Raw genomic sequence first — 14481 nt, 5'->3', positions numbered from 1 at the left:
GAGCGTGTTCGATTCGATCCCCTCTCGTTGAGCCGGGCACTGCCGGACCGTCCAGGCCTGGCGCCGACCTCAAGGAGGGACGCAGGTGCCCCTGACCGCCACCTCTGCCGACAGCTCCGAAACACCTCCTCCCCCACCTCCGGCCACCATCGTCTACGAGGGCAAGTTCGGGAAGAACCCGCTGGAGGAAGCCGACTTCCGCACCATGTGCGCCCGTCTGCCGTCCGTCCTGGGCGACACAGCACGTATGGCGTGGGCCGTCGACCGACGCGGAGTCGTCCTGCTCCTCGCGTGCCAGCTCCTCACCGGAACCGCGGCCGCCGTCGTCCTCGGATTCACCGCGAAGGCCATGACCCACCTCCTCGGCGCCGGCACCGTGACCGAACGCCTGCACGCCGCCCTCCCCGCCCTCGTCGTCGTCACGGCCGCCGCGGCGATCGGCCGGATCAGCAGCGCTCTCGCCTCGTACGCCGACGGCAGGATCACCCCACGCCTGGTCACCGAGGCCGATGTCGCCCTCGTCTCCGCGGTCTGCCGGGTGGAAGCGGCCGCCTACGGGAAGGACGGCTTCGCCGACCGGCAGGAAGCCGCCGAGGTCGGTGTCACCCGCACCACCATGATGGTCGAGGACGCGCAGCGGTTCATGTCCGCGCTCATCCGCATGATCGCCGCGGCCGGCGTGATCACAGCGCTGCACTGGCTGATGCTCCCGCTGCTGCTCCTCGCCGTGCTCCCGGCCGGCGCCGGGGCCGTGCTGTCCGCCCGCGTCGACTACGAGACGCATTACGCCAACGTCGGCGACCGCAACGTCCGCGGCATGATGCGCTGGTGGGCCACCTACCCCCGCTACGGTGACGAGGTCCGCGCCAACGGCATGACCGGCTACCTCGCCTACTGGTACCGCGCCCTGTCCGAACGCATCGACCAGCGCACCCTGACCGCGGCGCCGCGCATGCTCCGCATCGCCCTGTGGGCCTCCGCCTTCAGTGGCCTGTTCCTCCTGCTCACCTGGACGGCGCTCGCCTGGCTCGCTGCCACCGGCCGAGTCGGCCTGCCGGTCGCCGCCACCGCCGTGGTCGGCGTCCAGACCGCACTCGCCGCACTCTCCCAGGTCGTCATCCACGGGGCCGCCCTGTTCCACACCTCCCTCTACCTCGCCGACATGCGGTCCTTCCTCGACACCGCCACCGAGCAAGCCCCCAAACGCGGAGGTCTGACCATCCCTGAACAGGTGGACGAAATCCGTCTCGACGAGGTCGTCTACCAGTACCCCGGCAAGGACCAACCCGCCGTGGGCGGCGTCTCCCTCACCCTGCGCCGCGGCGAAATCCTGGCCATCGTCGGCGAGAACGGCTCCGGCAAGTCCACACTCACCAAGCTCCTCACCGGCATCCTGCTCGCCGACAAGGGCCACGTCCTGTGGGACGGCACCGACCTCGCCGAGGCCGACCCCGAGTCGGTGTGGAAGCGCACCGCGCTGGTCCCGCAGAACTTCGCCTGCTGGCCCCTGCGCACCCGGGAGAACATCACCCTCGGCCAGCCCAGGACCTTCGACGACGGACCCGTGTGGGACGCCGTGGACGCCGTCGGCATGCGGGAGGCCATCGAGGAACTGCCCCACCGGCTCGACACACTTCTGGCACGCGAACTCTTCGGTGGCGCGGAGCTGTCCGGCGGTCAGTGGCAGCGCCTGGCCTGCGCACGCGCGCTGTACCGGCGTACGCCGCTGCTCATCCTGGACGAGCCGACCTCTCAGATGGACCCCCGGGGCGAGCACCAGATCTTCCTGGAGATCAAGCGGATCGCGGCCGAGCGGATGACCATCGTGGTCACCCATCAGCTGGAGAACACCCGTCTCGCGGACCGGATCGTGGTCATGCGGCACGGCCGGATCATCGAGCAGGGCCGGTACGTAGACCTCGTCAACGCCGGGGGTCTCTTCGCCGAGCTCGTGGCTCTCGCCCAGGACCGCTGACCGGTGCCTTCCCCGCACCGGTGCCCTCACAGAATCGAGCCGCACGTGGAAAACACCTGGACGACCATCGCCCGTCTCGTCAGCCGCTTGGAGGAGCATTCCACGCTTCCCCGCGAACAGAGGATCCTCCTGCAGTTGCTCAAGATCCAGGAGGAGGCCGGTGAGGTCGCCGAAGCCGTGATCGGAGCGATGGGACAGAACCCTCGCAAGGGCTACTCCCACACGTGGGACGAGGTCGAGGCGGAGGTCTGCGACGTCATCGTGACCGGCATGGTGGCCTTGGCGCGCATGAACGCGGATGCCCCCGGGGTGTTCGCCCGGCACCTGGAACGCATCCGTCGGCGAGACCTGGGCGAGGCCGCCCCCATCGCGTCCCAGTAGTCGAGGACGGGGCGCCCGTCAGAGGCTTTCGAACTCGTGTCGGCCAGGACCACCGCCTGGCCGACCTCGGGAGGCATGGCGGGCGCGGCCGCGCCGGAAGCACCCGATCGGCCCGGCTCGGTAGCATGCGAAGCGTGGCCATCAAGCTGGAGAACGTCGCCATCGCCGTTCGAGACCTCGAAGCGGCGGTTTCCTTCTTCACCGACCTCGGCCTCACGGTCGTCGGCCGTGACACGGTCAGTGGTGAGTGGGCCGACACCGCCGTCGGCCTCGACGGCAATCACGCCGACATCGCGATGCTCCAGACGCCGGACGGTCAGGGTCGCCTTGAGCTCTTCGAGTACATCCACCCAGAAGCGATCGAGTCGGAGCCCACTCGTCCCAACGAGATCGGCATGCATCGCGTCGCCTTCTCGGTCGACGACATCGACCAGGCCCTCGAGACAGCCGCACGGCACGGATGCCTTCCGCTCCGCGGGGTGGCGACCTATGAGGATCTCTACAAGCTCACGTACGTCCGTGGTCCCAGCGGCATCCTCGTGATGCTCGCCGAGGAGCTGAAGAAGCACTGACGGCCGATCGGGTCAGGACCACGCCCCCAGCGCGTGGCCCGCGACGACGGCGCAGAGTGTCAGCTGGACCGCCCCCGTGTACAGGTGCCCCGACCGCAGCAGCAGGACGCCCGTCACTCCCACGGCCAGGGCCAGCGCGCCGAAGGACACCGGCGGTACCCAGTCCGTGGGTGGGGGGCCGGCCGCGGTCTGCCCGGACGGGGGCTCCATCCGGCCCAGCGCCCGTACCGAGAGCAGGATGAGGACCAGTAATCCGGCCACCACGTCCGCCAGCAGCACGAGTAGCAGCAGACATCCCGCGGTGAGCGGGTCCGTACCGGGGGAGGGCTGTTCGTCAGCGCGTTCGGTCATGTCCGCAGCGTCGTGCGGAACTCACCCTTCCATCCGGTCCGTCGCAGACTTGCAACCCAGGCGTACTCCATTCTCCACGAGCCGCGCATACGCCCGGGTCAAGGGGACCCGGTACCCGCCCCGCACACGCATGGGCATACCGTGAGGACTCGTACGTCCGAACCGGGAGGAGAGACGGGATGGGCAGCGGCAGCCGTACCGCGCTGGTCGAGGATCTGATGGAGCGATTCCCGCACGTCCCGCGGGAGGCCGTCTTCAAGGAGGACCTGCTCCGCGGCGGCGTGGCCTTCGACGCCTCCGCGCTCAGCGACAATGAGGGCGGTGAGGTCAAGCCGAAGTCGTACTTCATCTTCTCCTTCGACCACGGCACCCTGCCCGAGCTCGGCGAGGCCGCGCTGCGCCGCCCGCCGGAGGAGATCATCCTCACCGGCGGCCCGTACGACCTGCGCCGGACCGTCGTCTCGGTGCGGGTGAACCCCTCCTCGCCGTACCGCGTCGCCGCGAACGAGGACGGCGTGCTCGGCCTCTACCTCGACGGCAAGCGGATCTCCGACGTCGGCGTACCGCCGATGCCCGAGTACTACCGGCACACCCTCGCGAGCGGGAAGTCGGTCATGGAGGTCGCCCCGACCATCCAGTGGGGCTACCTGATCTACCTGACCGTCTTCCGGGTCTGCCAGTACTTCGGCGCCAAGGAGGAGTGCCAGTACTGCGACATCAACCACAACTGGCGCCAGCACAAGGCCGCCGGGCGGCCCTACACCGGGGTCAAGGACGTCGAGGAGGTCCTGGAGGCCCTGGAGATCATCGACCGCTACGACACGGCGAAGGCGTCCACCGCCTACACCCTCACCGGCGGCGCCATCACCAAGACGGTCGCGGGCCGCGACGAGGCCGACTTCTACGGCCACTACGCCAAGGCCATCGAGGAGCGCTTCCCCGGCCGCTGGATCGGCAAGGTGGTGGCCCAGGCGCTGCCCCGCGACGACGTCCAGCGCTTCAAGGACTACGGCGTGCAGATCTACCACCCCAACTACGAGGTGTGGGACGAGTACCTGTTCAAGATGTACTGCCCCGGCAAGGAGCGGTACGTCGGCCGCGACGAGTGGCACAGGCGGATCCTCGACTCGGCCGAGGTCTTCGGCGCGCGCAACGTCATCCCCAACTTCGTGGCGGGCGTGGAGATGGCCGAGCCGTTCGGCTTCACCTCGGTCGACGAGGCCATCGAATCGACCACCGAGGGCCTGCGCTTCTTCATGTCGCACGGCATCACGCCGCGCTTCACCACCTGGTGCCCGGAGCCCACGACCCCGCTCGGCAAGGCCAACCCGCAGGGCGCGCCGCTCGAGTACCACATCCGGCTGCTCCAGGCCTACCGGCAGACCATGGAGGACTTCGGTCTCTCCTCGCCCCCCGGCTACGGCCCGCCCGGCGCCGGCAACGCGGTCTTCTCGGTCAGCTCCTTCATGGACAGCCTGCCGGCGGACGCGGACACGCCCGTTTGATAACGCTTCGATGACGTCGTCGATATTCGGCGTGCGGCGTTGAGCGCGGGGCGGACCGGGCCCGTATGCCATCCGAGAGTGGAGCCGAGGGGCACGTCCGTCCTGTGCTGACATCTGATCAGGGCGCTTGTCAGTTGTGTGAGTGACGTGAAAAGCTCTTGCCCTGCCGCGAGGGTCCCCGCAACTCCATTACCTATGTGGTGAGTTGACCTCGCTTGTGGATGCAGGAGACTCATGCCCGACCTGCCGACCCCTCAGGACGCCGCCGAGGCCGCGTTGTTCTCCGAGTGCTGGGACGCGGTTCTCGCGTACGCCGATCTGTGCACGTCCGGCTCCGCGGCCGCCGCGCAGCTCGGCCGCGAGGCGTTCGCGTACGGCACGCGGGAGGCCCGCGCGGCCGAAACCGGCTCAGCCCGGGGCAGCGGCCGCCGTCCCGCCCGGCTGCCCCGCATACCCCTGCTGCTGACCGCCGTCCGCACCACGGCCGCGGCCTGGGAGGAGGAGGGACAGGGCCACAAGCTCGACCCCGACCTGCGTCTGTGGCTCAACTCGGACAACGCCGCCCGCTACAGCGGACCGCCCCTGCAGCGCCCACTCGCGCTGCGTGGCCTGCGCGACCTCCAGCAGGCGGACGCGGAACTGCTGTGGCTGGCCGAGGTGGAGGCGCTGCCGCTGCCCGTGGTCGCCCGCCGCCTGGGCCTCGACCCCGCCACCGTCGCCGAGGAACTCCAGCAGGTGCGCACCCTGTTCCGGGACCGCTGCCACCGCAACCACCTCGACACCCCGATGGATGCCCGGTGCCGCAGCTACGCCCGGCTGCTGGACGCCGTCACCCGCTCCTCCGCCGCCGACGCCCCGGGCGACCTCTCCCGGCACCTCGCCACCTGCGTGCAGTGCGCCGAGGCCGCGGCCTGCCTGCGCCTGCACGGCGGCGGACTCCCCGGGGCACTGGCCGGCGGAGTGATCGGCTGGGGCGGACTCGCCTACCTTGAGCGCCGCCGCCGCGCCGCCGAGGTGCGGCTCGGCGCCGGCCGGCCCGGCCCGGAGGGCAAGGCTGCCGCCGAGCAGGAGGAGGGCGAGCAGAAGGCGCGCGTCGCCCGGAACGGACTCCTCGTCGCCGCCGTCCTGGTCTCCGCGCTCGCGCTGGGCGTCTCGATGATGCCCTTCGGCGGCGGCAACGACATCGGTGCGCGCGGCGATGTCCGCCGTGAGCCGGTGGCCGATCCCAACCCCTCCCTGCCGTCCCCGCCCGCGCTGCCCCCCGCGACCTCGAAGCCGGCCGCCACCGCCACCGGGGACAAGGGGCACACCGGCAAGCCGGACGAGCCGAGCAAGTCGGACAGGCCGCAGGGCGGCAACGACAACCGCCGGACCGAACCCCAGGGCACCTCCTCTCCCACCGGCCGGGCCGAACCGGAGGAGAGCGAGGAACCCACCTGCCGGGTCGAGTACGACCTGGTCAACCAGTGGCCCGACGGTTTCCAGGCCACCGTCACCGTCACCAGCGGCGAGGCCCTCGACTCCTGGCGCGTGTCCTGGTCCTTCCGGGACGGCCAGCGGGTCGGCCAGATGTGGGACGCCTCCGTCTCCCAGGACGGCTCCCGCGTCACCGCCACCGCCGCCGACTACAACAAGGCCGTCTCCGCCGGCTCCGACCTGACCTTCGGCTTCATCGCCTCCTGGCGCGGCAAGAACTCGCCGCCGTACGACTTCGAGCTGAACGGCCACGCCTGCGCGAAAAGCAGTTGACGCGACGCCGCCGTGACGGGATAGCGTTACGGCGGTTCAGAGAACCCTTCCGCGAAGAGTTCTCCAACGAGTCGAGGAACGAGGAGGTGTCGACCGATGGCTGTCATTGCGACGAGTGCTGCCCGCATCCAGTTCATCAAGTCCACCTCCGTGGCCGCCGGCTGATCCGACCGACTTCTCGGGGCCGGGGGCCGACCTTGGGAAGGGTCACCCTTGACTTCCAGCTCTGCCGCATCCGTTTCCTCCGCGCTCGCCCCCTACGGCTGGGACGACGCATGGGCGAAGGAGTTCGCCCCCCACTCATCCGAAGGACTGCTGCCCGGACGCGTGATCCGGGTCGACCGCGGGCAGTGCGACGTCGTCACCGCCGACGGCGTGCTGCGGGCCGACACCGCGTTCGTCACCCCGCACGACCCCCTGCGGGTCGTCTGCACCGGTGACTGGGTCGCCGTCGAACCCGGCGGCAACCCGCGCTACGTCCGCACCTGCCTGCCGCGCCGCACCGCCTTCGTCCGCTCCACCTCCTCCAAGCGGTCCGAGGGGCAGATCCTCGCCGCCAACGTCGACCACGCCATCGTCGCCGTGTCCCTCGCCGTCGAGCTCGACCTCGGCCGCATCGAGCGGTTCCTCGCGCTCGCCTGGGAGTCCGGAGCGCAGCCCGTCGTCGTCCTCAGCAAGGCCGACCTCGTCCCCGACGCCGTGACCCGCTCCCACCTCGTCCAGGACGTGGAGACCAGCGCGCCCGGCGTGCCGGTGGTGCCCGTGAGCGCCCTCGGCGGAGAGGGGCTCGACGTGGTCGCCGCGATCGTCGCCGGCGGGACGTCCGTGCTGCTGGGGCAGTCCGGCGCGGGCAAGTCGACCCTCGCCAACGCGCTGCTCGGCGAGGACGTCATGACGGTCCAGGCCACCCGGGACGTCGACGGCAAGGGTCGCCACACCACCACCACCCGCAACCTGCTCGCCCTGCCCGGCGGTGGCGTCCTGATCGACACCCCTGGGCTGCGGGGGGTCGGGCTCTGGGACGCCGGGACCGGCGTCGGGCAGGTGTTCTCCGAGATCGAGGAACTGGCCGAGCGGTGCCGCTTCCACGACTGCGCCCACGAGGCCGAACCGGGCTGTGCCGTACTGGCCGCCATCGACTCCGGCGAGCTGCCTGAACGACGACTGGCCAGCTACCGCAAGCTCCTGCGGGAGAACCAGCGCATCGTCGCCAAGACGGACGCGCGGCTGCGGGCCGAGATCCGCAAGGACTGGAAGAGGAAGGGGGCGATCGGACGGGCCGCGATGGAGGCGAAGCGCGGTCCGCGCCGGCGCTCGTAGCCGGGCTCTCTCGCGGCGGCCGGCCGGGCAGACCGGGGACGAGTCCGTCGACGTCATGTCCGATTTCCGCCAGCGGCATCCCGGCCGACGGCGGAGACTGGGCCCTGTGAGGGACGAAGCCACCACGGAAGACCCCAGGTACGAAGCCGTACGCAGCCGGGACGGGCGTTTCGACGGCGCCTTCTTCTTCGCCGTCGAGACGACCGGCATCTACTGCCGGCCCAGCTGCCCCGCGGTCACCCCGAAGCGGGCCAACGTACGGTTCTTCGCCACGGCCGCCGCCGCGCAGGGCTCCGGATTCCGGGCCTGCCGGCGGTGCCGCCCGGACGCCGTGCCCGGCTCCGCCGAGTGGAACGTCCGCGCGGACGTGGTGGGCCGGGCCATGCGGCTCATCGCCGACGGCGTGGTGGACCGGGAGGGCGTCGCCGGTCTCGCCGGACGGCTCGGCTACAGCGCACGGCAGGTGCAGCGGCAGCTCACCGCCGAGCTCGGCGCCGGGCCGGTCGCCCTCGCCCGTGCCCAGCGGGCCCACACCGCGCGCGTCCTGGTGCAGACGACCGAGCTGCCGATCACCGAGATCGCGTTCGCGTCCGGCTTCGCCAGCGTGCGGCAGTTCAACGACACGATCCGCGCCGTGTACGCGTCGACACCGAGCGAGCTGCGCGCCGCCGCCGCGCGGGGCAGCGGCCGGGGCCGGCGTACCGCCACCCCGGACGCCGGCATCCCGCTACGGCTCGCCCACCGCGGCCCGTACCAGGCGGGCCCCGTCTTCGACCTGCTGGAACACGAGGCCGTGCCCGGCATCGAGGACATGAGCGGCCCGCCCGGCGCGCGCACCTACCGGCGCACGCTCCGCCTCCCGTACGGCACCGGCATCGTCGCCGTCGACGAGCGGCCCGGCGCCGCGCGGACCGGGCTCGGCGCCCGCCCGGGCGGCTGGCTCGACGCCCGGCTGCACCTCACCGACCCCCGCGACCTCACCACCGCCGTACAACGGCTGCGCCGGCTGTTCGACCTCGACGCCGACCCCTACGCCGTCGACGAGCGCCTCGCCGCCGACCCGGGACTGGCCCCCCTGGTCGCCGCCCGGCCGGGCCTGCGCTCGCCCGGCGCCGCCGACCCGGAGGAACTCGCGATCCGCGCGCTGACCGGCCGGGCGGAGGCGGAACGGCTGGTGCGGCGCCACGGCAAGGCCCTCGACGCACCCTGCGGCAGCCTCACCCACCTCTTCCCCGAGCCCGCCGCCCTCGCCGGGAGCCAGCCCGGCGGCACCCTCGGCGCGCTCGCCACCGCCCTGGCCGACCACGCCGTACGCCTGGACCCGGGCGCCGACCGGGACGACGCGCAGGAAGCCCTGCGTGCCGTGCCCGGCCTGGACGCCCGCACGATCGCCGAGATCCGCACCCGCGCCCTCGGCGACCCCGACGTGGCTCCCCCCGGAGCCGACGCCCCCGACAGCTGGCGCCCCTGGCGCTCGTACGCCCTGAACCACCTGCGTGCCGCAGGGAAGTGGGAGTTGTGATGACCTCGACGTACTGGACGAGCGTGGCCTCCCCGCTCGGGCCGCTCCTCCTCACCGCCGCCCCGGACGGCGAGCTGACCTCGCTGTCCGTGCCCGGGCAGAAGGGCGGGCGGGTGCCCGGGAACGACTGGCGGCGGGACCGCGGGCCCTTCCGCGAGGCCGAGGAACAGCTCACCGCCTACTTCGCCGGGGAACTGAAGGAGTTCCGGCTGGGCTGGCGCACCGAGGGCACCGCCTTCCGGGAGAAGGTCTGGGCCGCGCTGGACGACATCCCGTACGGCTCCACCGTGACCTACGGGGAGATCGCGGCGCGCGTCGGAGCGCCCAGGGCGGCGGTTCGGGCCGTCGGCGGGGCGATCGGCGCCAATCCGCTGCTGGTCGTCCGGCCGTGTCATCGGGTGATCGGCGCGGACGGCACGCTGACGGGCTACGCGGGCGGCCTGGAGCGGAAGGTGCTGCTGCTGACGCACGAGGGCGTGCTGTAGGCACCGTGTGTCATGCACACCGGTGTGATTCATCCCGTGTCATTCATCCCGAGAACACGGCGCCGACCCACGCGGCCGCGATCAGCTGGCAGGTGAACAGTTCGGCCAGGACGCTGGAGCCGCCTGAGCGCATCGCGGTGCGCAGGGCGGTGACCGCCTCGGCGTGGCCGCCGAGGCGGAGGCGTTCGCAGAGGTAGATGCCGGCCAGGAAGCCGGGGATCGCACCGAGCACGGGGAGCAGCACGAAGCCGAGCGAGGATCCGGCTCCGGCGTAGGCCAGCATCCGCCGGTTGGCTCGGCTCGCCCGCAACCGCCGCGGCGGCAGGGCCCAGCGGACGCCCTGGGAGACCAGCATCAGGGCGGTGGCCCCCACCAGGACCCACCAGGCGACGGGCTGGGGATCCTTCAGCGCCCACCACATGACCGCGGCCCACACCAGCAGCGACCCGGGCACCGCGGGCAGCAGCACTCCGCACAGCCCGAGCAGGATGACCAGCCCGACCAGCAGGAGGTCCCACACTCCCATCTGACCAGACTGCCGGAAACGGAGAGAAGGCGCAGGTCAGGGGCTTGGCAGGAGTCGGGATCCGCAGGTCAGCCGGTCGCGGCCGCCGACGCCCGGTCTCGTACGGGAGTTCTGCTACTCACTCGGCGCGCGGTTCGCCGTGCCGGAAGGGGCCGGTTTTTCCACAAGCCCCCTGTTCATCCCGCCCCTGCGGTGGACAATCAGGGTCATGAGCCAGCAGGGGGGAAGGCCCACCGGTCACGGTCACGAGGACGACTGGTGGAGGCAGTTGTACGACGGCTCCACCGGCGACACGGGCCCGGCGTCCGCGCCCGATTCCCTCGACGACCGCTTCGCCTCGGCGGCGGGGGCGGTGGGGGAGCGGGGCGTTTCCGGGGGCCGGGAGGACGCGAGGGCCCGCTCCGAGCCAGTGGTTCCGGCGCCTCGGGCCGAAGACCTCGCGGACACCCCAGCGGTCCCGGGCGCGGCCCAGCAGCGCGCGCCCTGGGAACCGCCGCCGGCGCGGCCTGCGGGCCCGGTGACCTTTCCGACCGCGGCGCGACGGCAGGGAGGAGAGCAGACACCCGGAGGCGGGGCGGGCGGGCGGACACCCGCGGGCGGTGCGGACGGGCCCGGCAGCCCCTCGGACGGTCCGGGGGAGACCTGCGCGACGAGGAGCCCCACCTCGCGGACGCCCCCCGCCCCGCCGACGGTCCCGCCGCCACCCCCGGCCCCTCCCTTCCAGCCGAGCTCCGAGGCGACCGGTTACACGATGGCGGGAGCCCCGCCCGGGGTCCCCACCACCCCACCGGCCGAGCCCCGGCCCGGCGGGCCGGCGTCCCGCGCCCCAGCCGACCCGCCGCGCGTACCACCCCGTCCCGCCGGCCCTCCGCCCACGCCGTCCCCGTCCGCCGGCGCCTCGCCCGGTCAACGCGGCTTCGAGCGCCCCGCGTCCTCCCCCCGGCCCCGCGGGCACGTCGGCTCGCGGCCGCCCACCTACGACGCCGAGCCCACCGCCCTTCCGCTCGCCGACCCCGATGAGCTGGACGACCTCGTCGCGGACACCGTGCTCGACGGCGCCCGGTACGGGGTCTGCACGGTGCGGGCCGTGTCCGTGCGGGGGGACTCGGCGCGGTACCGGGGGGAGCCGCGCCGGGACTCGCTGCTGACCGCACGGTTCGGCACCGGCGAACAGGCGCTGCTGCTGGTGGCCATGGCGACCGGGGTCCGGACCACGCCGGGGGCGCACCGCGCCGCCGCAGAGGCGTGTCACTGGATCGGGCGGGCCGTCGGACGCAGTCACGCGCGGCTCGTGGAGGACATCAGGGCCGGGCGGCGCGCCGACCTGAAGTCCGGACTGCACCGCCTCACCGACCGCAGCCTCGGCAGGCTCCGCGCGAGCGCCGCCGAGCGGGGCGTGAACCCGCAGGAGTACACGGCCGGCCTGCGCTGTCTGCTGCTGCCCGCCGACCCCCAGTGCCGTACGCGCGTCTTCTTCGGCGTCGGGCCCGGCGGGCTGTTCCGGTTACGGGACGGCGAGTGGCGGGACATCGAACCGCAGGTCGCCGAGCTCAAGGGCGAACCGGTCGTGGGGTTCGGATCGCCCCCCACCGAGACGCCCGACGGCGACCGGCTCACCATGGACCTGGGCATCCCGACCCCGCCCAGCCCCTACGAACCGGCCCCCGAACCACCTCGCGAACCCTTCCGTTTCCGTGCTTCCGTCGCCCGCCCGGGCGACACGCTCCTCGTGTGCAGCGGCGGCCTCGCCGACCCGCTGCGCGGCGAACCCGAACTGGGTGAGTACCTGGCCGAGCGGTGGTCCCGCGACGAGCCGCCCGGCCTCGCCGCGTTCCTCGCGGACACCCAGGTACGGGTCAAGGGTTATGCGGACGACCGTACGGCGGTGGCGGTTTGGGAGGGGTGAGGGTGCCCGGACCGTCGTAGTTCGGCCAACTTCACCGGACCGCCGCGCAGGGGGACCGACCGCGTCGACCCTCCGCCGGGTACGGAAGGAAAGGCAGTCGGCCATGGGCAGTTCGTCCGATCTTTGGCGCTCAGACGCCACCGCAGGGCCTGTAGCGGCTACCCTCTTGTCCCCCTGCCCCTCGCCGCCGTACCGCTCACGACCGCTCCGGCCGGCCCGTCGGCCGTGTCCGCGTGGCCGAACATCCGGTCGTTGACGACGGGACATGACTGCCGCGTGCCCGATGGGGCATGGATCCCCGTGAACGTGTTCGAGCAGGAGGGGAACCGACATCGGCGCGCGGGCGGGGGTCATGGAGAGGCAGGCACGACGAGGCGGTCCCATAGCGATCGGGGCCTTCTCGGCGAAGACGGCGGAGGACAAGACCGAAGACGTCATGGAGCAGGCGCGGGCGCCACAGCTGAGGCGCAGACTCGGGCGGGCGGATTTGCGGGCCGTGCCGGAGGCCCGCAAGGCACTGCGTGAACTGCTCGGACAGTGGGGGAAGAACGGACAGTCGGACGTAGCGGAACTGCTCACCAGCGAACTCGTCACCAACGCGATCGTCCACACCGACCACGACGCGGTCCTGACAGCCACCGTCGGACCTCGTGGACTGCGCGTGGAGGTAAGGGACTTCGTGGCCCGCAGACCCCGGCTGCGCGTACCGGTCGCCGACGACGGTACGAACGGCAGGGGTCTGTTCCTGGTGGAGTCCCTCGCGGACGACTGGGGGGTCAGGGCACACGGTGTGGGCAAGGCCGTCTGGTTCGAACTCGGCGCCGAGGCGGCGTGAGTGGCAGGGTCTGAGTCGTGGGGCTGAGCGGCGGGGCCTGAGCGGACGGGCCTGGGCGGCGGGGCCTGAGCGGCGGGCCTGAGCGTAAAAGGGGACGCGGCCCGTGGGCCGCGTCCCCTTCCGTTCTGTGTGCCGTCCGGTCAGCCGAACTGCTGCTCCAGGTCCTTGAGCTTGCGCTCCAGCGAGTCGAGGCGCGGCAGCGCCATGGTGTCGTCCTCCGCGGTGAGGTCGACGGTCACCTGGTCAGCCCCTGTGCGGACCGGCTGAAGGGAGGGACGCGAGCGGACGGGCAGGGGCTCCGGCCCGGATATGGCAGGCTCCGCGGAGACCTGCGAGGAGCCGCGCTCCACCTGCACCTCCAGCTGCCGGCCGCCGCCGCGGCCGAGATGGCCACGATGGCCGCGGCTGATCGCCTTCAGCTGGGCCCGCTCCACGCGCTGCTGGTCGCGGCGCCGCTGCCGGGCCTCGTCCTTCTTGCGCTTGTCGTCGCGCGCCTCGTCGACCGCCTCGTCGAGGCTGCGCACGCCCTCCAGGAGCATCAGCGACCACGCCCGGTACGTCTCCCGGGGGGCCCGCAGCCATCGCACGATACGGATCTGCGGCAGCGGGCGCGGCACCAGGCCCTGCTCCCGCAGGGCGGCCCGGCGGGTCTGCTTCAGCGCGCGGTCGAAGAGCACCGCCGCCGACAGGGACATGCCCGCGAAGAAATGAGGCGCCCCCGCGTGGCCGATGCCCCGGGGCGCGTGCACCCAGTTGAACCAGGCCGCGGCGAACGCGAACGCCCAGACCAGTATGCGGGAGCCGAGCGCGGCGTCACCGTGGCTGGCCTCGCGCACCGCGAGCACGGAGCAGAACATCGCCGCGCCGTCCAGGCCGAACGGGACGAGGTACTGCCAGCCGCCCGTCAGGCCGAGGTTCTGCTCGCCGAAGCCGACCAGGCCGTGAAAGGAGAGTGCGGCGGCCACGGCCGCGCAGCAGAAGAGAAGGACGTAGGAAACGGTGCCGTAGACGGCTTCCTTGCGTCTGCGGCGCTCCTCGTTGCGCTCCCAGGAATCGTCCGCGCTCGTGTCCTTGACCGAGGAGCGCTTGCCGCGCGCGAGCACCGCCACCGCCGCCAGCATGCCCAGGAGAAGCACGGCGCCCGGAAGCAGCCAGTTCAGCGATATGTCGGTCAGTCTCATGGGGGTGGTCCCTCGCATTGGGATAGGGCGTAACGCCCGCCATAGTGGCCCAATCCCGTTGGCCCTCAGGGGGTTTCGGGGCAAGAGGCCGCCAAGGAAGTGCGAGGGAATGCCGAGGGCGGCGTTCTGCTCGAACGCCCGCTTGAAGGAGGGGGGTCAGTTCGAATGGAACT

The 14481-nt window shown here is 72.3% G+C and carries 13 protein-coding genes; 10 read left to right on the top strand and 3 right to left on the bottom strand.

Annotated elements, in window-relative coordinates:
• Positions 1-91 precede the first annotated feature (91 nt).
• The 3 genes from IE212_RS10950 (at position 92) to IE212_RS10940 (ending at position 2928) form a co-directional block, all read left to right on the top strand.
• The gene (locus tag IE212_RS10950; protein WP_190197700.1) at positions 92-1975 is read left to right on the top strand and encodes an ATP-binding cassette domain-containing protein; all 1884 of its coding nucleotides are present in this window, start codon (positions 92-94) and stop codon (positions 1973-1975) included.
• A 45-nt stretch (positions 1976-2020) separates the two neighbouring features.
• Complete coding sequence (locus IE212_RS10945) at positions 2021-2356, top strand: MazG-like family protein (RefSeq protein WP_190197559.1); 336 nt, start codon at positions 2021-2023, stop codon at positions 2354-2356.
• 125 nt (positions 2357-2481) lie between these two features.
• Positions 2482-2928, top strand: coding sequence for a VOC family protein (locus IE212_RS10940; protein WP_229864204.1), 447 nt, complete (start codon positions 2482-2484; stop codon positions 2926-2928).
• A 12-nt stretch (positions 2929-2940) separates the two neighbouring features.
• On the opposite strand, the gene IE212_RS10935 is transcribed toward IE212_RS10940, so the two are convergent.
• The gene (locus IE212_RS10935; protein WP_190197557.1) at positions 2941-3279 is read right to left on the bottom strand and encodes an inner-membrane translocator; all 339 of its coding nucleotides are present in this window, start codon (positions 3277-3279) and stop codon (positions 2941-2943) included.
• Between the two features lie 179 nt (positions 3280-3458).
• Here IE212_RS10935 and IE212_RS10930 point away from each other — a divergent pair, with 179 nt between their 5' ends.
• The 5 genes from IE212_RS10930 to IE212_RS10910 all read left to right on the top strand — a co-directional run bounded on the left by IE212_RS10930 (position 3459) and on the right by IE212_RS10910 (position 9860).
• Positions 3459-4784 (top strand): radical SAM protein, encoded by a 1326-nt coding sequence (locus IE212_RS10930; protein ID WP_190197556.1) that lies wholly within the window; start codon positions 3459-3461, stop codon positions 4782-4784.
• A 234-nt stretch (positions 4785-5018) separates the two neighbouring features.
• On the top strand, positions 5019-6533 hold the full coding sequence (locus IE212_RS10925; protein WP_190197555.1) for a cellulose-binding domain-containing protein: 1515 nt from the start codon (positions 5019-5021) through the stop codon (positions 6531-6533).
• Between the two features lie 213 nt (positions 6534-6746).
• Positions 6747-7853: a ribosome small subunit-dependent GTPase A gene (rsgA, locus tag IE212_RS10920; protein WP_190197554.1), complete on the top strand. Its 1107-nt coding sequence runs from the start codon at positions 6747-6749 to the stop codon at positions 7851-7853.
• A 55-nt stretch (positions 7854-7908) separates the two neighbouring features.
• The gene (locus IE212_RS10915; protein WP_229864203.1) at positions 7909-9375 is read left to right on the top strand and encodes a DNA-3-methyladenine glycosylase 2 family protein; all 1467 of its coding nucleotides are present in this window, start codon (positions 7909-7911) and stop codon (positions 9373-9375) included.
• Positions 9375-9860, top strand: a complete 486-nt coding sequence (locus IE212_RS10910; RefSeq protein WP_190197552.1) for a methylated-DNA--[protein]-cysteine S-methyltransferase — start codon at positions 9375-9377, stop codon at positions 9858-9860. The genes IE212_RS10915 and IE212_RS10910 overlap by 1 nt, the downstream gene beginning before the upstream one ends.
• 43 nt (positions 9861-9903) lie before the next feature.
• Here IE212_RS10910 and IE212_RS10905 read toward each other — a convergent pair whose 3' ends face one another.
• Positions 9904-10386, bottom strand: coding sequence for a DUF456 domain-containing protein (locus IE212_RS10905; RefSeq protein ID WP_190197551.1), 483 nt, complete (start codon positions 10384-10386; stop codon positions 9904-9906).
• A gap of 208 nt (positions 10387-10594) precedes the next feature.
• On the opposite strand from IE212_RS10905, the gene IE212_RS10900 reads away from it, so the two are divergent.
• A complete protein-coding gene (locus tag IE212_RS10900) occupies positions 10595-12292 on the top strand; it encodes a protein phosphatase 2C domain-containing protein (RefSeq protein ID WP_190197550.1) in 1698 nt (565 codons plus the stop codon).
• Positions 12293-12728: 436 nt separating this feature from the next.
• Complete coding sequence (locus IE212_RS10895; RefSeq protein ID WP_190197699.1) at positions 12729-13127, top strand: ATP-binding protein; 399 nt, start codon at positions 12729-12731, stop codon at positions 13125-13127.
• 140 nt (positions 13128-13267) lie between these two features.
• Here the strand turns inward: IE212_RS10895 and IE212_RS10890 are convergent, their stop codons facing one another.
• On the bottom strand, positions 13268-14308 hold the full coding sequence (locus IE212_RS10890; RefSeq protein ID WP_190197549.1) for a DUF2637 domain-containing protein: 1041 nt from the start codon (positions 14306-14308) through the stop codon (positions 13268-13270).
• Positions 14309-14481: the final 173 nt, after the last annotated feature.

The sequence above is a fragment of the Streptomyces djakartensis genome (genome assembly GCF_014651075.1).
Taxonomy (GTDB): domain Bacteria; phylum Actinomycetota; class Actinomycetes; order Streptomycetales; family Streptomycetaceae; genus Streptomyces; species Streptomyces djakartensis.
The sequence above is the reverse complement of the archived record's forward strand: the minus strand, read 5'-3'. Positions and strand labels throughout refer to the sequence as shown.